We start from the raw sequence: 18,875 nt of genomic DNA on the forward strand, positions 1-18,875 counted from the left end.
TTCTGAAATAAATAAATTGAAAATAAAGATAGCTTTTATAAGAAAAAAATAATGAGTTCAACAATATTAAATGAGCGACCACAGCCCGATCAGGTCCTGGTGGCGATAGTGGATTATGTACTAAATTACAAGATAGAAAGTAAAACGGCATGGAATACAGCTTTTTATTGTTTCCTGGATACCATAGGTTGTGGGTTAGAAGCGCTGACCTATCCCGCTTGCACCAAATTACTTGGTCCGGTTGTCCCGGGGACGATTGTTCCTAACGGTGCGAAAGTACCCGGAACGAATTATCAGTTGGATCCCATACAGGCTGCATTCAATATCGGCACCTTAGTTCGCTGGCTGGATTTTAACGATACTTGGCTAGCGGCAGAATGGGGGCATCCATCGGATAATCTTGGCGGTATTCTGGCGACTGCAGACTGGTTGAGCCGAACGCAGATCGCCAAAGGAGGGAAATCCCTAAAGACGAAACAGGTGCTCGAAGCCATGATTATGGCGCATGAAATTCAGGGGGGCCTGGCGCTTGAGAACTCATTCAATAAAGTGGGATTGGATCACGTTATTTTAGTGAAAGTCGCTTCTACAGCTGTTGTCGGTAAGCTCTTGGGGCTCAGTAGGGAAGAGTTGCTCAATGCCATATCACTTGCCTTTGTCGACGGGCAAGCCCTGCGTACTTATCGTCATGCGCCCAATACAGGGAGCCGTAAATCATGGGCTGCCGGCGACGCGACTTCGCGTGCCGTACGCCTTGCTTTAATCGCCAAAACGGGTGAAATGGGATACCCCTCTGTGTTAACAGCACCTATATGGGGCTTCTATGATGTTTCATTTAAAGGGAATCCATTTAAATTCCAGCGCGATTATGGATCTTACGTAATGGAAAATATTCTGTTCAAAATCTCTTTCCCTGCTGAATTTCATGCGCAGACTGCTGCCGAAGCGGCGATGCAGCTTCACCAACAGTTAAAAGAATTTGGAAAAAATAGCGATGATATCGAGCGTGTCACCATTCGCACGCATGAAGCCGCAATTCGGATCATAGACAAGAAAGGGCCTTTACATAATCCGGCCGATCGCGACCACTGTATTCAGTACATGGTTGCGGTACCTCTAATTTTTGGACGATTGACGGCGGAGGATTATGAAAATCATATTGCGCAGGATCCACGTATTGACAGCCTGCGGGATAAGATTTTCTGTGTAGAAGATCCTCAGTTTACAGTAGATTACCATGATCCACAAAAAAGGGCGATCTCCAATGCACTGACGGTGGTCTTGAAAGATGGGACAGTATTGCCGGAGCTGGTTGTGGAATATCCTATTGGACATCCACGACGTCGGGAGGAAGGAATACCGAAGCTGATTGAAAAGTATAAGACGAATCTTGCTCGTGTATTTGCCGAAAAACAACAAAAACAATTGCTCGAAGTGACCTTGGATTACGATACATTCATTGATCTGGATGTATCTGATCTGATGGATCTTCTGGCCCGATAAGAACTAGAAACCATTGACTGGTGTAATTGAGTTATTACTGGTCAATGGTTTTTTAGCTTGTTATTTATAGAAGAGCTTAAGCCTTAGATAGACATTTGCTTGATTCCACGTTCTTTAATAAATGCTGATCGTTTAATTCAAAGACTGTTTTCCTGTCCAATTTGAATCTAAACCCGTATAAAAGGTAAAATTTCTATCGGCAAGTTTTCTTAACGATTGTGGGATTTCCCATTGTTCACCAAATGGTAGAAACGATTGGCACTCCTCCATAAAAATTGGGAGCGTTGTTAGGTCGATATGGCCAAACACTCCCCCGGTATGTGCGGCATATCCCACGCCGAGGATTGAACCTATATCGCCATCTATGGTTTCTTCCAATATACCTTCTTCCAGACAGCGGTAGCTATCCAAAGCCATGACATGGAGCAGTCTCTTACGTATTATATCGGCTGACCAAGACCCTTCGGAGGTCGGTAGAGCAGGATTCCGCCAGATTGTTTTTGTTCCAAAAGCAGGGTCGTAGTCATAGAATCCATGGCCTGATTTTCTGCCTTTTCTGCCATTCTCAATCATTTTGTTCAGGTGGGCATAAGCACGTCGTTGACTGTTATGGAGTGTTGGGAATTGATCGTACACGTGCACCATCAGTTCCAGTGAAATTTCATCCAGCACGGCCAATGGGCCAACAGCAAATCCTGCCTGAATGGCTTCTTCTTCGATCTGAATCGCAGGAACACCTTCCAGCAACATCGTGATTGCCTCCAGTAAATAATGGAAGAAAATGCGTGAGGTAAAAAATCCGGGTCCATCATGCACGACAATGGGGATTTTGCCCAGGCGCAACGTTACTGCAATTGCCTTTTGCAATGTAATATGATCGGTTTGTGTGCCACATATAATTTCAACCAAGGACATACGGTCTACAGGAGAGAAAAAATGCATGCCAATGAAGCGCTCCGGCCGATCCGTTACATCGGCCAATGCCGTAATGGGCAGCGAAGTAGTATTGGAAGCGAAAAAGCCATTTTCGGCGAGATAAGGCAGACTTTGTCGGGTAACCTCAGCTTTTAGCTCCAGATCTTCAAATACCGCTTCAATAATTAAATCAGCACCGACAAGATCGGCAACTTGCGCACTGGGTTGAATATTGGATAAAAGTTCCTGTTGTTGAATGCCGCTCATCTGCCCTTGGGCAAGCCGTTTGTCGCAAAGTTTGGTCGAATAGGCTTTTCCCTGCTCGGCCTGTGCGATAGTCACATCTTTTAAAACCACTGCAATGCCTGCTTTGGCGGCTTCATAGGCAATACCAGATCCCATCATACCTGCCCCCAGAACTCCTATTTTTTTGACCTTATAATCTCCAAGTGATTTTATCCGGCCGGGATGCTGTGCCTTTCGAATTCCTTCATGCAGCGTCCTGATCATATGGAGGGGTTCCGGTGCCCTTAATACCTGAGAATAGCGTGATGTTTCAGCCGTTACCGAACCAGTTAATGATAAAGACGGGGCTGTTTTCAGCAGTTCCACGACAGCATTGCTACCGGGTAATAATCCTCTTGTTTTCTTTAAAATAGCGGAGCAGGCCGCTTCAAATTCCGCAGATGGCATGGTTGAATAGGCAGCAGAAACAGATTGCTTTGAATTTGTAAGGATCCAGTTTTTAGCTTGCAATAGGCACAGATCAAAATCGGCTGCTACTTCATTCAATAAACCCGATTCAAGCGCCGTTTGACCCGGTATAAGGCCGGGTTGGGTCAACAGGTTCAGTGCTTGGACGGAACCTACAAGCTGTGGTAGACAGATCGTCGCTCCAAAACCGGTAAAAAGCCCAAATTTACTTTCGGGAAAACCCATTTTAATTCCCGGACCTGCGATACGGTAGTCTGACCACAACATCGTTGCTAAACCAATACCTGTGCATTCATCATCAAAAATAGACACAATTGGTTTGTTTTGGCTTTTCCATTGTAGTGCCTGTAGGGTGGTTTTTAATAGGGTCTCAGGATCGAATCGACCACTGGACACTTGATCGAATAGGGAAAGATAATCGGTCTGTTTGTTATTTAACGGACAGGTATAGATCAGTCCCCGAACCTCTTTTTCATGAAGAATGGCCGTTACTAGGGCAACGAACTGCTGCAAACGATCGAGTATGCCTTGTTCGTCGGCTATGGCATCGGCGAATGGTTTTATGGTGACAATATGTTGATTGTCATGCTGTATGTCAAAATAGGGCTGAGTATTATAATTCATTATATTGAATTTATTTTTTTGTATTGAAAATGGTTATGTTAGCTAGTTTTGTTCCGCTGATAGTTTACCTTATCAATCGTCATCTTAGCAATGATTTCCAACATAATCTCAGATGTTCCACCGATGATTGTGCCCACTCTTACATCCCGATACAGACGTGCGATTTTGTAATCTTCGGTAAATCCGTAGCCTCCAAACAACTGCAGACAATTGCTGACCACCTGAACGGCGAGTTCACTTGCCTGGAGTTTGGCTATGGAACAGTCCTGGACGGTATATTCCCCTTGGTTATGAAGATCACAACATTGATAAACAAATGCTTTTGTGGTTGCGATATCGGCAGCCATTTGCGCAATGCGGTGTCGGATGGCCTGAAAATCATGGAGCTTTTTACCGAATGCCTCCCGTTGACCGATATATTCCAGGGTATATTGTAATGCCGAATCCGCTGTTGCAAGACTATGGATGGCGGCGGTTAAACGTTCTAATTGTAAACCCGCCATTAAGTAGCTGAAGCCTTCATTTTCAACGCCAATCAAGTTGGAAACCGGAACCTGGACCTGATCGAAACTCAATTCAGCTGTGTCGGAGGCATGCCAGCCTAATTTATGGATCTTATTGGCCGAAACACCCGTAGCATTTCTTTCGATCAGCAGCAGACTGATCCCTTTTGTTCCTTTTTCCGGAGCCGTTTTTACTGCAGTAATAAAAAAATCTCCATAATAACCGTTGGTGATAAAGGTCTTGGAACCATTTACAATATAATGGCCGCCCGATCGAACGGCTGTCGTCTTGATCTGTTTGACGTCAGACCCAGCTCCCGGCTCGGTGATGGCAACGGCGCTGACCATATCACCGGCAATAACTGGCTTGAGATAACGTTCTTTGAGTTCTTCAGATGCATATTTTAATAAATAGGGAGCTGACATATACTGGATAACTAAGGCGGATATTGTAAACCCTCCTGAAAAACAATAGGATAGTTCTTCACATAGGATCAGCGAATAATAAAAATCTAAGTCCAGACCACCGTACTCTTCAGGGTAATTGAGTCCCATGAAACCCATGTCACCCATTTTCTTCCAGATGCTCCGATCTATTTCACCTTGTTGTTCCCATTGATCTATATGTGGGATAATTTCCTTGTGAATAAATGCCCGAATGGTCTCGCGAAAAATCTGATGTTCAGCTGTGAGCTTGCTTGCCTGCATAATTGTTTATTTTACTTTTGGTTAATGGTTTCAGTTACTCGATAGAAGACTGAAAACAATTCATTCTTTGCTTTATCTTGGCATTATAATACCTTTCCCAAAGCATGGGATGTCTAGTCGAATTTAACGAAAAGCAGTGGCTTTTCTGCAAATATTTATTGTTTATTTTTTGTAAAATAGATTAGGTAGGGAACTTTTTGCCTGATTTTTTTTCTATTTATTCTGTTTATGCTGGAAAAATATAGAAATAGGATTCGCTTGTTTACTTTATATTTTTTATCTTTAGGAAAGGGATGATGCCCTTGTCCATCATGTTCAAAAGAAAACAATTATAAACAGAATAACATGTCAAAGAGTGTATTTATCGTTGCTGCTAAGCGTACGCCAATCGGAAGTTTCGGCGGTGGTTTGTCATCTATTTCCGCGACAGCTCTGGGGGCTCATGCTGTCCGGGCGGTCTTGGATGAGGTCGGTCTTGCGGGAGATCAGGTCGATGAGATTCTGATCGGCAATGTGCTACAGGCCGATTTGGGACAGGCTCCCGCTCGTCAAGTTGCCCGTCTTGCAGGTTTACCTGACCAGGTGCCGGCAACGACAGTCAATAAAGTATGTGCGAGTGGTATGAAAGCTATTGCTTTTGCTGCGCAGGCAATACTATTGGGTGATGCAGATGTGGTGGTTGCAGGTGGTATGGAAAGCATGAGCAGGGTACCTTATTATGCGAGTGCCATGCGCTGGGGGGCGAAATTCGGAAGCCAAAGTTTTGTCGACGGTTTACAGCGGGATGGTTTAAGTGACGCTTATTCGAATGAAGCAATGGGAATTTTTGCTGAACTATGCGCCGAGAAATATGCGATCGGGAGAGCGGAGCAGGATCAGTATGCCATTAGTTCTTACAAACGGAGTCTGGAAGCCTGGCAGAAAAATAAATTTGTCAACGAAGTAAGCCCGATTTCCATTCAAGGACGTAAAGGCGAACAGACAATCTCTAGAGATGAAGAATTTTCTCAGGTCAATTTCGATAAGATTCCCGAATTAAAGCCTGCATTTAAGAAAGATGGTACTGTGACGGCAGCGAATGCATCAACTTTGAGTGACGGTGCCGCTGCAGTGTTATTAATGAGTGCGGCAAAAGTAAAGGAATTGGGCCTACAACCTCTGGCTGAAATTGTCGCCTATGCCGATGCCGAACAGGCACCGGAATGGTTTACGACCAGTCCGAGCCTCGTAACGGATAAGGTGCTGAAGAAAGCGGGATTGACAAAGGAAGATATCGATTACTTTGAATTTAATGAAGCTTTTTCTGTGGTTGCACTTGCGAACGCAAAAATATTGGATATTCCCTTAAATAAGGTGAATATCTATGGTGGAGCAGTTTCGCTCGGTCACCCATTGGGTTGCTCCGGAGCAAGAATAGTCGTGACATTAACCCGTATATTACAGCAAGAAGGGGGAGCAATTGGACTCGCCGCCATTTGCAACGGTGGTGGAGGGGCTTCTGGAATGATTATTAAAAGATTGTAGTTTCTCGTCCAGATCAGGAATTATTTTATATCAGTAATTACTGATCTGGACGAAGCCTATGGTTTGGTTGATGACAAAGCGCCAGAAGATCAACAAGGGTTATTCTTCATATAGACGACTTGCCTCAACACCATGAAGCGCAAGTTCGGACTCTATTTCCGTTGGGTTGAGCCGGATGCCCTCAATGGTGAGCAGATTATAAATGGAATCCAGATCGATCTTCCATTCATGGATACCATTCAATTTTTCTACAGCTTGTTTGATCTTGTCTACAAGACTGGGGTGTTGTGCATTAGTTTCGAAAATGAGCTTTTCCATCGTGTTTCATATTAGGCCCGATTAGAATAAATCAGGCAGGTTTAACCAAAATAGCGTAGACAATCATTTGATCGGCTAATTACAATACTCTCAATATAAGAAGAATAATCTGAAATTAATAGTTTAAAGTGACTAAATTGTAATGAAACTGTTAATTTTTGTAATCAATACCTGCAAATTTTACACTCAGATAAGTATTCTTTTCGGTATTAAATTTTGCGATTCATTGCATCCCGATAAAATGAATCTGACCTGTAGCTGTCTAAAGGAATCGTTTCGTTGCTAGTGAAATTTTCGTTAAGTTTGAAAGTAATCATGACGACTGAACTTTCCAATATAATGATCGTATTGCTTCTCGTGGCTGTCATTGTCCTGTTAATTTTTTATATATTATTGATACGGAAATACAACAGGCTGCGGGGGGAGGAGCTGCGACATAGAGAACTTTTCAAACGCATGAATAATGAGCAGATGGATCATGTTTACCGCAATCGTTTAAATCCGCATTTACTGAAAAACTCACTCAATGGTATTCTTTCCCACGCCTATCAAACCTATTATACCATGGATAAATTGGCGATGGTACTGGATTATGTCTTGTATGAAAGTGAGACTGAACTTGTCTCTCCAAAAGCAGAGATTGAGTTTGCACGGAATTTAATTGAGGTCAATAAGGTCAAGTTAAGCCCCTTGTTCGATATGCGTGTTAAATTTGATATTGATGAATTGAACGAGTCCCTACTGGAGCGCCCTGCACTGGTTCCGCTAATGACCGTAGATCTGATTGAGAATGCGTTTAAACATGCTGATTTTCACCATCCTGACTCCTTTATTTCGATCGTATTTACTTTTCGCAATGGTTTGTTGGAATTGACAGTCAGCAATAAAATATCGAAACGGTCCCCTCTGTATAAAAGCAAAGGTGGCATAGGCAGCAAAACACTGGAAGAACGCTTGATGCTTTACTATCCGGATAGGCACGAGTTAAAACGTTTTGTAGAAAATGATGTCTATAACGCTTACCTTCAGATCAGGTTGTATGAGAATTGAAAAAGTACTGAAATGCATTTTGCTGGATGATGAACTGCCGAGCTTACGATTTTTGAAAATGCTCTGTGAACAAATTCCCGGGCTGGAGGTTGTCAGGGCCTTTAATGATCCTTGTGTGTTACTCAACGAATACAAAAGTTTAGATTTTGATTTTTGCATCCTGGACATTGAGATGCCACAGTTAAACGGCTTTGATATTGCTAAGGAACTGGAAAACTATCCCATTGTTTTTTCGACAGCCTATAAACAGTATGCCAGCGATGCTTTTGATATCGATGCCGTAGATTATATGCGCAAACCAATATCTTTATCGCGCCTTCAGCAGGCGATTCTAAAAGTAGAACAGGTAATAAATAATCGGCAAACAGACATTTCTCCTTTCGCGCAATTTAATACCAATAAGGGCAAAGCAATACTTTATTTCAATCAGATAGACTATATTCAAATTGCGGAGGTGGACAGCCGCGATAAGACCGTATTCCTCTCAGGCGGATCCTCCATATTATTAAAAAATATCAGCTTCGACAAGTTGCTGTCCATCTTACCGGAGCAGGATTTTATCCGTATCAGCAAGAAGGAGATTATAGCTCTTAAAATTGTGAAATTCTTTTCGGCGGATATCATCACCAGTAACTTATTGGATGAGCAAGAATCGGCTATTCTTTTTAGCTTGGGCGAATCCTATAAAAAATCATTCCTCGAGAAATTTGTTTGATTACAAAATTCCCGGAGTTCATTACAAATTTTTGGCTTCCTAACCCACAGTAAGATTTAAAACAGGTATAGAATTTTATTTTTGTTGTGGTTGTCTGTTCGAATTGATGAATAGTTGATTTTGTGCGGACATTTATCTGCTATTAACACCCGATTTATTTAAAGCGAAAAAGATGAAGAAATACAGGAATACGATTTTTTATGTGACCCTTATAGGCACATTGCTTGTGGTGATGTACTGGGTTATCCATTTGGGGACACAGCTGCAGAGTCAGGGACTGCCTGCCGGAGAAAAAACAAGCCAGGGGGCCTGGATGGATTTCAAAACGACCTTTCTGCACAGCCTTGGGCATCCATTAGCGATACTGCTGGCACAGATTGTGACGATTATTATCGCCGCCCGTGTGATGGGATGGATATGTATCAAGATCAAACAACCGGTCGTCATCGGTGAAATGCTGGCTGGTATTATTTTAGGCCCTTCCTTATTGGGGCTTTATTTTCCTGAATTCGCGCATACCTTATTTCCGGTTGAATCTCTTAGCAATCTACAGTTTTTGAGCCAGATCGGATTGATCTTATTTATGTTCATTATCGGTATGGAACTGGATTTGAATGTCCTCCGCAATAAAGCGCACGATGCGGTGGTAATCTCCCATGCCAGTATTGTTATCCCCTTTACGCTGGGAATTTCCCTGGCTTATTTTTTATACCTATACCAGCCACCTGCGAATGTGGAGTTTTTGTCCTATAGCCTGTTTATCGGTATATCGATGAGCATCACGGCCTTTCCTGTCCTGGCTAGGATCGTACAGGAACGGGGACTTCAAAAAAGTAAACTGGGTGCGATGGTCATTACCTGTGCCGCCGCGGATGATATTACAGCCTGGTGCATTTTGGCGGTGGTCATTGCGATTGTGAAGGCTGGGGATTTTGCCAGTGCCTTATACACGATCGCCCTTGCGGTGGCTTATGTCTTATTGATGATAAAAATTGTGCGCCCTTTCCTTATGCGGGTGGGAGAGGTGAAGGGTACGCGTGAAGCTTTGAGTAAACCTGTTGTCGCCATTTTTTTTATTGTGCTATTATTTTCGGCCTACGCAACTGAAGTCATAGGTATACATGCTTTATTCGGTGCTTTTATGGCAGGTGCAATCATGCCCGAAAGCAGCCGTTTTCGAACAGCCTTTATTGAAAAAATCGAGGATGTGTCGACGCTATTGTTACTGCCGCTATTTTTCGTATACACGGGTCTCCGTACACAAATCGGTTTATTGAACGATCCGCAGCTATGGGTCATCACCATCGTTATTATTTTGGTGGCGGTAATTGGAAAATTCGCCGGAAGTGCGTTGGCTGCCCGCTTTGTGGGACAAAGCTGGAAAGATAGCTTAAGTATCGGTGCGTTAATGAATACCCGGGGTCTAATGGAACTGATCGTATTGAATATCGGTTATGACCTTGGTGTGTTAAGTGCCGAATTATTCTCCATGATGGTCGTCATGGCGCTGCTCACCACTTTTATGACCGGTCCTTCACTGGACCTGATCAATTACCTGTATCGGCCTGGAAAGCGTTCATTACAACAAGAAATCCAGAATAAGTCAAAATTTAAGATCCTTCTGTCATTTGCCAAGAGCAATACCGGAATTTCACTGCTTCGTCTGGCAGATGCACTTACTTTAAAGTCAAAAAATACGGCTGAAATTACTGCATTGCATATCGAACCGTCCAATGAGCTCCATCATTACGAGGTAGAAACACAGGAGCAGGATAGCTTCCGGGAAATAAAGGAGGCTGCAGCAAATTTAGAACAACCTATTCAGACGGTTTTCAAAATTTCGAGTGACATTGACAGTGAAATTGTGGAGACATCTAATGAACAACATCAGGATCTGCTGTTGCTGGGGGTGAGCGAATCCATATACGAAGGTAGTCTGTTGGGACGATTTCTGGATTTTACATCACGTATTATCAATCCGGAGAAATTATTTCATACCGTGACAAATGCGGAATCTCCCTTTGCGACATTTGACCGAAATCAGCAGATCAATGCAAAAGTCAATGCGATGGTTGGCATTTTGATTGACAAAAACTTTGTCCGGCCCCGTCGTGTTATTGTTCCTATCCTGTTGAAAAATGATGAATTCCTAACGGCGATCATCCAACGCTTAATTCATCATTCGGATGCGCAGGTAATGGTGTGGGATTTTGACCAGATCTTGCGGAAGCAGGAGAGTTTTCGGGAAAAGCTAAGACAGCTGGAGCAGCTTGTTCCCAATCATTTGACGATATTGGAAGAAAAGGAGCTTGACGCCGAGCTGTGGACACAACAGGATCTGATGCTTATCAGCCTACCGTGTTGGCATAAAATTGTTAACAAGAAGATGGACTGGCTACAGCATACACCATCCACCTTACTGCTGGCTGACCGAAAAAAATAGGGACTTACACAAAGCGTGCCGAAACAGGATCGTTCCGGCACGCTTTGTAAAAGAATGAAGCGGAAAGTTATTTTCCTGCCTTATTCACTTTGATCTTTAAGCCGATCAATTTTTCAATATCGCTTAAATAAGGTCTTTCTTCCACATCGCAGAAAGAAATGGCATTTCCTTCCAGGCCCGCTCTACCGGTCCGCCCAATGCGGTGCACATAGGTTTCAGGTACATTGGGTAGGTCATAATTGATGACCATAGGCAATTGTTCAATATCTATTCCGCGTGCAGCAATATCAGTAGCGATCAGAATTTTCAGCCGGTCTTCTTTAAATTCCCCCAATGCCTTTTGTCTGGCATTTTGTGATTTATTGCCGTGAATTGCAGCAGCACGCAGTCCATTTTTAGCCAACAGTTTGACAATCTTATCAGCTCCATGTTTTGTACGTGAAAATACAATCGTACGTTCTTGCTTAAATTGTTTAAGCAAACTCGTCAACAATTTTATTTTCTCCTTTTTCTCAATAAAGTATACGGACTGATTTACCTTTTCAGCAGTAGAACTTACCGGAGTTACGTCCACTTCGACAGGCTTGTGCAAGATGCCATGTGCAAATTTGCGAATATTGGGCGGCATTGTTGCGGAGAAAAACAGTGTCTGTCTTTTCTCGGGAACCTTCGCCAGGATTTTTTTAATGTCATGGATAAATCCCATGTCGAGCATATTGTCAGCCTCATCGAGGATCAATACTTCTATTTTATCGAGGAAAACCAGTTTCTGATTCATCAGGTCTAAAAGACGGCCCGGTGTGGCTACTAAAACATCCACTCCTTTTTTTATTTCTTTAACCTGTCTGTCCTGATTGACTCCGCCGAAAATGGTGCAGTAATTTAATTTTAGATGTTTGCGATATAAATTGATATTCTCACCGATCTGTATGGCTAATTCACGGGTTGGTGTGAGGATCAGGGCACGGATCGGCATTACTTTACCTTGCACGTGTGCATTTTTCTCGGATAGACGCTGCAACAAGGGCAGGGCAAATGCCGCTGTCTTACCAGTGCCTGTTTGTGCACATCCAATAAGGTCCTGGCCGCTTAATATAACGGGGATCGCTTTTTGTTGTATTGCAGTGGGGGTTGTATATCCTGTTTCCGCGATTGCCTTGAGGAGAGGAGGTATTAAATTGAGTTGTTTGAATTCCATTAAATATGATTCAGAAAAATAAGCGTAAATGAAGACCCTTTAGCTATTTCTATAGTATCAAATAATTGATTAGAGGTATCTTAATTATACCCGAAATGAATAAGTACATTGAAAATAACAAGGGAAGAATACGAAAAAGAAATGGGATAAATCATTAAGAATTACCCCATTAACAAGAAAGTGTATTTTTTGGATTACGCCAATTTTACATTTGTAGCGTTGATTCCTTTTGGAGTTCTTTCTACATCATAAGTTACAACGTCGCCTTCAGATACTTGGTTCTTAAGAGCAGAAACGTGTACGAAAACATCTGCACTACCATCCTCTGGTGTAATAAAACCAAAACCTTTAGTTTCATTGAAAAATTTAATTTTACCTGTATTCATTATTTTTAATTAAGTCCTGCAAGGTAGGGATAATAAATGATTAATCTTTTATTTTTCGTTAAAATAACAAAGTTTTTTTTCTTTCTTCCTGTTTATTTAGCTCTAATCAATCTTCAAATGGGTTAGGGCCTGTTTTTATATGGTATTGAAAGTCAGTATGCCTAGGGTATTTGGCTTTTTCTGTAACAGCCGTATTCCTGAAAATAGTAGAGTAAAGCTTTTAGATACCATAATTTTGTCCGATTTTTCGCTGTCTCGAATAGACTTTAATGTGTAGAGGTTTGAATGTCGATATATATTTTACAATGATTAGGGTAAGGCTTAAATTGAATTTTGTAATTTCATCGGAAACTTAAACCTTCGTGTATAATAAACCAACATGTGATGAATAGAAAAGACTTTATCCGAACTTCCAGTATTTTAGCCGCCTCTACATTCATGCTCAAAAGCCAGGCATCCAGCTTATTTGATCAGCCGATCCGGGTGGGCGTGATCGGGGTAAATGGTATGGGCTGGTCTGACCTTAATGCTTTGTTAAAGCAGGATGGTGTGATATGCACAGCGCTTTGTGATGTAGATGAAAATATCTTAGGCAAAAGGGCGAAAGAGCTACAGGATAGAAATATGAAGGTTGCAACCTATGTTGATTATAAAAAAATGCTACTTAGTCCGGATGTGGATGCGGTGATTATAGGTACGCCTGACCATTGGCATTGCCTACAGATGATCGATGCGGTGAATGCCGGGAAGCATACCTACGTCGAAAAACCCATTGGGAATTCTATTCGGGAATGTCAGCTCATGCTGCAAGCCGCAACAAAAAATAATGCAATTGTTCAGGTAGGTCAGTGGCAACGGAGTCAGCAGCATTTTAAGGATGCCATTGATTTTGTACATTCGGGTAAGCTGGGTAAAATACGTTTGGTCAAAGCTTGGTCTTATCTAGGCTGGAAAAATAGTATTCCGATTCAGCCGGACGAGGCAATACCCGCAGGTGTACATTATATGGATTGGTTGGGTCCCGCCGCGAAAAGACCTTTTAATATCAATCGTTTTCATTTTAACTTCCGGTGGTTTTGGGATTACGCTGGCGGTCTGATGACGGACTGGGGGGTACACATGCTGGACTATGCCCTGCTCGGAATGAAAGTTTCTGACCCGAAATCCGTCATGGCTTCCGGTGGAAAATTTGCTTTTCCAGATGATGCCGGAGAAACACCGGATACCATGACCGCGGTATATGAATTTGACAACTTTAATATTCAGTGGGAGCATGCAAAAGGAATTGATTTAGGGCCTTATAACCGCAACCATGGTGTGGCTTTTATTGGCAATAACGGAACTTTGGTACTCAATCGCGGGGGCTGGGAAGTCATTCCCGAAAAGGGAAGGATGGAGGCGGTCGCCCTGCAGCCTTCCGTAGACAACGGTTTGGAAAAACATATGGCCAACTTCGTGGACGCCATTCGTAAGAAAAATCCGGCCTTGTTAAATGCCCCGCTTGAAGCCGGCGCCCATATTGCTATTTTTTCGCAATTGGGAAATATTGCCTATAGAACAGGGCAAAAGCTCTATTGGAATAACGAAAAGCAACGTTTTAATGACGAAAAAGCAAACAAATACCTTGCTGCAGTCTATCATAACGGCTATAAATACCCTAAAGTCTAAGGATATAGAAAGAGAGAATTGCGGAGCAAAGGGATCAATCGTTAAGTGACAGGGAGTACCAAAGTATATCCTGGGTTTAAGCTTTGAAAATTATTTCGGCTTAAACCCAGGATATGTCGCGTATATTGAGCGGCCTGCTGATTTCTGTTTCGATAAGGATACTTAAGCCAGGATGCATTTAGTGAAAGACAAACTTGTTGGCGATGGTAATCTCTTCCTGATTAATGGAATGACCAAAATTGGGATATACGGCAAGTTTGACGTCCGCATGCTGGCCTTCAAGGATGTTTACGCTGGCGTTGACACGTTCCAGGGGCACATGAAAATCTGGATCACTGGTGCCAATAAATATCGGTGTTTGCTCAAAGTTTCCCATATACTTACCCGGATCAATTTGCTCACCGATCAATCCGCCGATAATTGCGACTGCGCCACCATATCGTCTGGCATTCCGCGCTAGGAATTCAAGCGTCAGACAAGCTCCCTGGGAGAAACCAAAGAAATAGATGTTTTCTGCTTGTAAGCCTTTGTCCAAAGCAAGCTGCAGGGTATTTTCAATGACTTCAAGAGCGGAACTCAACCAGGGCTCATTACTTTGTTCGGGGGCCATAAATGAATTTGGATACCAGGTGTAATTGTCAGCTTGCGGTGCGAGTAAGGCATAATCCCCTACATTGAGATAAGCCGACATACTCAAGATATCTGTTGCGTTTCCGCCACGGCCATGGATCATGATCAATGCTTTTTTCGCATTTTCCAGGCTATGCCCCGCTGTTTTGATATTGTTAGAATGACTCATTATATCCCTTCCTATACTGTTTTCTTAAACCATACATCATCATAGGTGTCAGGGTGACGGTGAAATTGTGCATTTACATAAGGACATAAAGGCACAATTTTCATCGCGTTTTCCCGTGCATAGGACACTAATTTTTCCAATAGTATTTTTGCAAATCCTCGACCTTCAAAGGCTTCATTGACTTCGGTATGGTAGACGACCAATCGTCCGTCAATAATGGCGATGCTCATTAAGCCAGCTTTTTTCTCGTCTGAGAATAATTGAAGTTCACCACGCTGATTTTTATCCAGTACAATTTCTGTTCTTTCCATTGTTTTGCAGTATATTAATAGTGTTTATGTTGATCTTAATCTATTTTTGGTAAAGAGGCTTCGATCTGCGACCGATGACTTTCGTATTGTTTTGGCAATTTAAGTGCTGTACCAAGACTTTCCAATGGCTCATCAACGGTAAATCCCGGGTTGTCTGTTGCGATTTCAAACAAAACACCTCCCGGTTCACGGAAATAAAGCGAGAAAAAGTAGTCCCGATTGATTTTAGGTGTAATATCCAGACCTGCGGCAAGCACTTTTTCGCGATATTCCATTAAGATGTTATCATCTTTTACCCGAAATGCGACATGGTGATTCGTACCGGCAGCATTACGACCAAAAGGTAAATTCCGGTCCGCAACAATATCTACGATGTTCGCAGTTGATATGCTGTCGGTGGTCAAGCGGTAGCGTTCATTCTCCTGCCCCTGCACGGAATATCCTAATATATCCGTCAGAACCTTGAGTGTTGGATCAGCCTCTCTTAAAGACAGGGTAATATTGTGAAATCCCTTCAATGCATTTTCATGATTGATATCCGCTGTCGTCCATACGCTTCTATTATCTTTAGCTAATGGTTCAATAAACTGTAGTTGTAAACCATCCGGATCGGTAAATGAGATCAATTTTTCACCAAAAATTTCATCTTCCAAAAAAGGCACATTGTGTTCTTTTAGTCTGTTTTTCCAGAAAATAAGGCTACCCTCCGGGACGGCATAGCCAATATGGGTAGCCATTCCCGCGCCCTGTTTACCTTTACCGATACCTTCCCAAGGGAAAAATGTAAGAATAGTACCCGGGTTGCCCTGCTCATTGCCAAAATAAAAATGATAGGTGCCAGGATCGTCAAAATTGACAGTCTTTTTTACAAGCCGAAGTCCTAGGACTTTTGTGTAAAAATCAAGATTTCGTTTTGCATTATCAGCTATCGCGGTAATATGATGCAGTCCTAATATTTTATTATCCATAATTGTTTTTTTTTATTTTCTTAACTGTTGTAAAATTACGGCAGCTGAAAAACAAAATCATTGAACTAGATTAATAAAAACAAGAATTGACTTTTTGTTTTAATTTGTTGGTAAATTTTAATAGGACCGGGCCCGTAAACAAAAAAACACCTGAAGTGGGTGACCTCAGGTGTTTTTAACCTAACCAATTATTAACCTAAATTTATGAAATGTATATTTTTGAAACTATACTGTAAAGTAATTTTCAATTATCATGCCATAATTTTTCGAGGCATATTGGGGTGAAGGATGGTTGCTTTGAAAACAAAATTATGGGCCAAATGTTGTTTATTGGATACAATAAATAGGGGGCAGTGAATATAATAGGTTCTTTTATATATTATAATTAGGTTCAGATAATGAAAACAAGCAGAAATTTTATGTTGTCAATAGCGATTGTAGCGCTATTATTTACGGGATGTCAGCAGAGCCAACAGGCTAAGGAGGAGAAAGGACAGACGCAGTTGGATATCAACAAGGAGAATAAACGAATCGTATTGGACTTTTATCAGCAAATGTTCGGAGATAAAGATCTTTCTGCCGTTGACCGTTTTATTGCCCCGGAATATATCCAGCACAATCCGGCAGTAGCGGATGGTGCCGCTGCATTTAAGGCAGCTGCTTCAAAATGGTTTGAAGGGCAGCCAAAAACCAAGATTGATGTACAGCATATTGCCTCCGATGGGGATCTGGTTTTTATCCACCTTAAAAATAAAAATGCTGATGGCAGTCTGAAATCAACGATAGATATCTTTCGTTTAGAAAACGGAAAGATTGTTGAACACTGGGATACACAGCAGGATGTACCCAAAGAGTCTGCCAATAGTCACCCCATGTTTTAGTATATCGGTTGTTTTTTGTTCAATCATGCTATTCCTTTATAAAAAGGCCTTATATTTATTATGTTATTGACAGATCGATGGCATTGTAATTAAAGCAGAAAATAATTAATCTAAATGAAGCGAATTTTAGGTGCAGGCCTTTTTTATATCCTTATCTCCGCTTGTAGCGTTCATCACAATCCAAAAGAAAATCCGCAGGTGTATTTACAAAATCCCGGGCGGGAGACAAAAAAATGGAAGCTTGTGTGGGAGGAGAATTTTAACTCATCAAATTTGGATACAAGCAAATGGAGCCGGATTCCGGCAGGGGGAGCAGACTGGAACCGGCATATGACTCAAGATGATGCCTGTTTTGGATGGGAAAAGGGAGAATTGATTCTAAAAGGGATCAAGAATACCGACCAGCAGAAAGATGCACGACCGTTTCTCACTGGCGGGATATGGAGTAAAGGAAAATTTGCTTTTCAATATGGACGCATTGAAATAAGAGCCAAACTTGGCAGTTCCCAAGGCGCCTGGCCGGCAATGTGGATGCTGGCTGAGTTGGACAAATACGGGCAGTATCCGCGAAACGGTGAAATTGATATTATGGAGCACCTTAATTTTGATAATATTATCTATCAAACGACTCATTCGCATTACACCTTGAATTTAGGACAGAAGGATAATCCCAAACATTCCGGAACGGCAAAAGTCAATGCGGGGGACTACAATGTTTATGGTATCAGCTGGTATCCGGATCGGATTGTGTTTCAGCTGAATGGCGTGGATACATTTACCTATCCACGGATAACTGGTGTCGATGCGTCCCAATGGCCCTATGATCAACCTTTTTACCTGTTAATTGACCAGCAGCTTGGCGGAACTTGGGTAGGGGAAGTGGATTTGAAACAGCTACCGGTCGAAATGCGCATAGATTGGGTCAAGGTTTACCAATAATAAACAGGAAGCAAGATCTATAAGAGGTACCATCTACCGTTAAGGTGGTTTTTAGTCGAAATTAAGTGACAAAAACTTAACATGCCAAGCAGAAAAATAATGTTTATTTTTGATCCCAATTATGGAAGATAATACAATATTTAAGATTAGTCATAAAATAAAAGAAATCCGCAAAGAAAAGGGGATTACCATACAGGAAGTTGCTGATAAAGCCGGAGTAAGCAAAGGATTGATTTCGCAGATTGAAAATAACCGGACCATACCTTCCCTGTTGGTGTTAATTAATATTATTAATGCATTGGATGTTGACCTGAATGAATTCTTTAAAGATTTCAACTCCGAATTGGATGCAGGGCCGGTCGTTGTTCGAAAAAAAGATAGCTATACATCCTTTGAAAAAGAGCATGCCCTTGGATTTCATTACAAACGCATCTTCACCTCCGCAATAGAGAGTTCCACCATGGATATTGTGCTTTTGGAACTGCAACCTGATGCACAGCGCCCAATGGTGGAGACGGAAGCCTACGAATATAAATATATCATCAGCGGGCAAGTTGAATATATCTTTCAGGATCAAAGCATTCGGTTGGAGGAGGGGGATTCCATATTCTTTAATGGACGGCTTTCACATACTCCGCGCAATGTCGGGAAGGAAAAAGCAGTCATGCTCATTGTGTATTTCTTTGAAAATAAACGGTAGTTCTGTCG

At 42.1% G+C, this 18,875-nt stretch carries 17 protein-coding genes; 9 read left to right on the top strand and 8 right to left on the bottom strand.

Annotated features, from left to right (window positions below; translation table 11 throughout):
- Positions 1–51 precede the first annotated feature (51 nt).
- Positions 52–1,503, top strand: a complete 1,452-nt coding sequence (locus ABTV71_RS10880) for a bifunctional 2-methylcitrate dehydratase/aconitate hydratase (RefSeq protein ID WP_433903192.1) — start codon at positions 52–54, stop codon at positions 1,501–1,503.
- A gap of 132 nt (positions 1,504–1,635) precedes the next feature.
- On the opposite strand, the gene ABTV71_RS10885 is transcribed toward ABTV71_RS10880, so the two are convergent.
- Positions 1,636–3,756 (bottom strand): 3-hydroxyacyl-CoA dehydrogenase NAD-binding domain-containing protein, encoded by a 2,121-nt coding sequence (locus ABTV71_RS10885; protein ID WP_433903193.1) that lies wholly within the window; start codon positions 3,754–3,756, stop codon positions 1,636–1,638.
- A 38-nt stretch (positions 3,757–3,794) separates the two neighbouring features.
- Entirely contained in the window at positions 3,795–4,967 is a 1,173-nt protein-coding gene (locus tag ABTV71_RS10890; RefSeq protein WP_433903194.1) for an acyl-CoA dehydrogenase family protein, read from the bottom strand.
- A gap of 345 nt (positions 4,968–5,312) precedes the next feature.
- Between ABTV71_RS10890 and ABTV71_RS10895 the strand changes: the two genes are divergently transcribed.
- Positions 5,313–6,491: a thiolase family protein gene (locus ABTV71_RS10895; protein WP_121121862.1), complete on the top strand. Its 1,179-nt coding sequence runs from the start codon at positions 5,313–5,315 to the stop codon at positions 6,489–6,491.
- A gap of 99 nt (positions 6,492–6,590) precedes the next feature.
- On the opposite strand, the gene ABTV71_RS10900 is transcribed toward ABTV71_RS10895, so the two are convergent.
- Positions 6,591–6,809 carry a hypothetical protein gene (locus tag ABTV71_RS10900; RefSeq protein WP_046672939.1) on the bottom strand — a complete coding sequence of 73 codons (219 nt, stop codon included), beginning with the start codon at positions 6,807–6,809 and terminating at the stop codon, positions 6,591–6,593.
- A gap of 315 nt (positions 6,810–7,124) precedes the next feature.
- Here ABTV71_RS10900 and ABTV71_RS10905 point away from each other — a divergent pair, with 315 nt between their 5' ends.
- The 3 genes from ABTV71_RS10905 to ABTV71_RS10915 all read left to right on the top strand — a co-directional run bounded on the left by ABTV71_RS10905 (position 7,125) and on the right by ABTV71_RS10915 (position 11,017).
- Complete coding sequence (locus ABTV71_RS10905; RefSeq protein ID WP_433903195.1) at positions 7,125–7,859, top strand: histidine kinase; 735 nt, start codon at positions 7,125–7,127, stop codon at positions 7,857–7,859.
- Positions 7,849–8,574, top strand: a complete 726-nt coding sequence (locus ABTV71_RS10910) for a LytR/AlgR family response regulator transcription factor (RefSeq protein WP_433903196.1) — start codon at positions 7,849–7,851, stop codon at positions 8,572–8,574. Before ABTV71_RS10905 ends, ABTV71_RS10910 begins: the two co-directional genes overlap by 11 nt.
- 172 nt (positions 8,575–8,746) lie before the next feature.
- Positions 8,747–11,017, top strand: coding sequence for a cation:proton antiporter (locus ABTV71_RS10915; protein ID WP_433903197.1), 2,271 nt, complete (start codon positions 8,747–8,749; stop codon positions 11,015–11,017).
- Between the two features lie 67 nt (positions 11,018–11,084).
- Here the strand turns inward: ABTV71_RS10915 and ABTV71_RS10920 are convergent, their stop codons facing one another.
- Together ABTV71_RS10920 and ABTV71_RS10925 are read right to left on the bottom strand one after the other, a co-directional pair.
- The gene (locus tag ABTV71_RS10920; RefSeq protein ID WP_121121868.1) at positions 11,085–12,215 is read right to left on the bottom strand and encodes a DEAD/DEAH box helicase; all 1,131 of its coding nucleotides are present in this window, start codon (positions 12,213–12,215) and stop codon (positions 11,085–11,087) included.
- Positions 12,216–12,409: 194 nt separating this feature from the next.
- Positions 12,410–12,601, bottom strand: coding sequence for a cold-shock protein (locus tag ABTV71_RS10925; RefSeq protein WP_077434921.1), 192 nt, complete (start codon positions 12,599–12,601; stop codon positions 12,410–12,412).
- Between the two features lie 384 nt (positions 12,602–12,985).
- On the opposite strand from ABTV71_RS10925, the gene ABTV71_RS10930 reads away from it, so the two are divergent.
- Positions 12,986–14,269 carry a Gfo/Idh/MocA family protein gene (locus tag ABTV71_RS10930; RefSeq protein WP_121121869.1) on the top strand — a complete coding sequence of 428 codons (1,284 nt, stop codon included), beginning with the start codon at positions 12,986–12,988 and terminating at the stop codon, positions 14,267–14,269.
- 178 nt (positions 14,270–14,447) lie between these two features.
- Here ABTV71_RS10930 and ABTV71_RS10935 read toward each other — a convergent pair whose 3' ends face one another.
- The 3 genes from ABTV71_RS10935 to ABTV71_RS10945 are packed head-to-tail and all read right to left on the bottom strand — an operon-like array spanning position 14,448 to position 16,347.
- Entirely contained in the window at positions 14,448–15,068 is a 621-nt protein-coding gene (locus tag ABTV71_RS10935; RefSeq protein WP_121121871.1) for an alpha/beta hydrolase, read from the bottom strand.
- 11 nt (positions 15,069–15,079) lie between these two features.
- Positions 15,080–15,379 carry a GNAT family N-acetyltransferase gene (locus ABTV71_RS10940; protein WP_121121873.1) on the bottom strand — a complete coding sequence of 100 codons (300 nt, stop codon included), beginning with the start codon at positions 15,377–15,379 and terminating at the stop codon, positions 15,080–15,082.
- A 35-nt stretch (positions 15,380–15,414) separates the two neighbouring features.
- Positions 15,415–16,347, bottom strand: a complete 933-nt coding sequence (locus ABTV71_RS10945; protein ID WP_121121875.1) for a ring-cleaving dioxygenase — start codon at positions 16,345–16,347, stop codon at positions 15,415–15,417.
- Positions 16,348–16,745: 398 nt separating this feature from the next.
- On the opposite strand from ABTV71_RS10945, the gene ABTV71_RS10950 reads away from it, so the two are divergent.
- From ABTV71_RS10950 to ABTV71_RS10960, 3 genes are all read left to right on the top strand, one after another.
- A complete protein-coding gene (locus ABTV71_RS10950) occupies positions 16,746–17,228 on the top strand; it encodes a nuclear transport factor 2 family protein (protein WP_121121877.1) in 483 nt (160 codons plus the stop codon).
- A gap of 114 nt (positions 17,229–17,342) precedes the next feature.
- On the top strand, positions 17,343–18,167 hold the full coding sequence (locus ABTV71_RS10955) for a glycoside hydrolase family 16 protein (RefSeq protein WP_121121879.1): 825 nt from the start codon (positions 17,343–17,345) through the stop codon (positions 18,165–18,167).
- Between the two features lie 121 nt (positions 18,168–18,288).
- The gene (locus tag ABTV71_RS10960) at positions 18,289–18,867 is read left to right on the top strand and encodes a helix-turn-helix domain-containing protein (RefSeq protein WP_108632044.1); all 579 of its coding nucleotides are present in this window, start codon (positions 18,289–18,291) and stop codon (positions 18,865–18,867) included.
- Positions 18,868–18,875 lie beyond the last annotated feature (8 nt).

Source organism: Sphingobacterium puteale, from assembly GCF_050986225.1.
GTDB lineage: Bacteria > Bacteroidota > Bacteroidia > Sphingobacteriales > Sphingobacteriaceae > Sphingobacterium > Sphingobacterium puteale.

What these genes read in the sequence shown, in the direction of transcription:
- ABTV71_RS10880 (WP_433903192.1), top strand. Translation starts at nt 52, where the DNA reads ATGAGTTCAACAATATTAAATGAGCGACCACAGCCCGATCAGGTCCTG.
- ABTV71_RS10885 (WP_433903193.1), bottom strand. Translation starts at nt 3,756, where the DNA reads ATGAATTATAATACTCAGCCCTATTTTGACATACAGCATGACAATCAA.
- ABTV71_RS10890 (WP_433903194.1), bottom strand. Translation starts at nt 4,967, where the DNA reads ATGCAGGCAAGCAAGCTCACAGCTGAACATCAGATTTTTCGCGAGACC.
- ABTV71_RS10895 (WP_121121862.1), top strand. Translation starts at nt 5,313, where the DNA reads ATGTCAAAGAGTGTATTTATCGTTGCTGCTAAGCGTACGCCAATCGGA.
- ABTV71_RS10900 (WP_046672939.1), bottom strand. Translation starts at nt 6,809, where the DNA reads ATGGAAAAGCTCATTTTCGAAACTAATGCACAACACCCCAGTCTTGTA.
- ABTV71_RS10905 (WP_433903195.1), top strand. Translation starts at nt 7,125, where the DNA reads ATGACGACTGAACTTTCCAATATAATGATCGTATTGCTTCTCGTGGCT.
- ABTV71_RS10910 (WP_433903196.1), top strand. Translation starts at nt 7,849, where the DNA reads ATGAGAATTGAAAAAGTACTGAAATGCATTTTGCTGGATGATGAACTG.
- ABTV71_RS10915 (WP_433903197.1), top strand. Translation starts at nt 8,747, where the DNA reads ATGAAGAAATACAGGAATACGATTTTTTATGTGACCCTTATAGGCACA.
- ABTV71_RS10920 (WP_121121868.1), bottom strand. Translation starts at nt 12,215, where the DNA reads ATGGAATTCAAACAACTCAATTTAATACCTCCTCTCCTCAAGGCAATC.
- ABTV71_RS10925 (WP_077434921.1), bottom strand. Translation starts at nt 12,601, where the DNA reads ATGAATACAGGTAAAATTAAATTTTTCAATGAAACTAAAGGTTTTGGT.
- ABTV71_RS10930 (WP_121121869.1), top strand. Translation starts at nt 12,986, where the DNA reads ATGAATAGAAAAGACTTTATCCGAACTTCCAGTATTTTAGCCGCCTCT.
- ABTV71_RS10935 (WP_121121871.1), bottom strand. Translation starts at nt 15,068, where the DNA reads ATGAGTCATTCTAACAATATCAAAACAGCGGGGCATAGCCTGGAAAAT.
- ABTV71_RS10940 (WP_121121873.1), bottom strand. Translation starts at nt 15,379, where the DNA reads ATGGAAAGAACAGAAATTGTACTGGATAAAAATCAGCGTGGTGAACTT.
- ABTV71_RS10945 (WP_121121875.1), bottom strand. Translation starts at nt 16,347, where the DNA reads ATGGATAATAAAATATTAGGACTGCATCATATTACCGCGATAGCTGAT.
- ABTV71_RS10950 (WP_121121877.1), top strand. Translation starts at nt 16,746, where the DNA reads ATGAAAACAAGCAGAAATTTTATGTTGTCAATAGCGATTGTAGCGCTA.
- ABTV71_RS10955 (WP_121121879.1), top strand. Translation starts at nt 17,343, where the DNA reads ATGAAGCGAATTTTAGGTGCAGGCCTTTTTTATATCCTTATCTCCGCT.
- ABTV71_RS10960 (WP_108632044.1), top strand. Translation starts at nt 18,289, where the DNA reads ATGGAAGATAATACAATATTTAAGATTAGTCATAAAATAAAAGAAATC.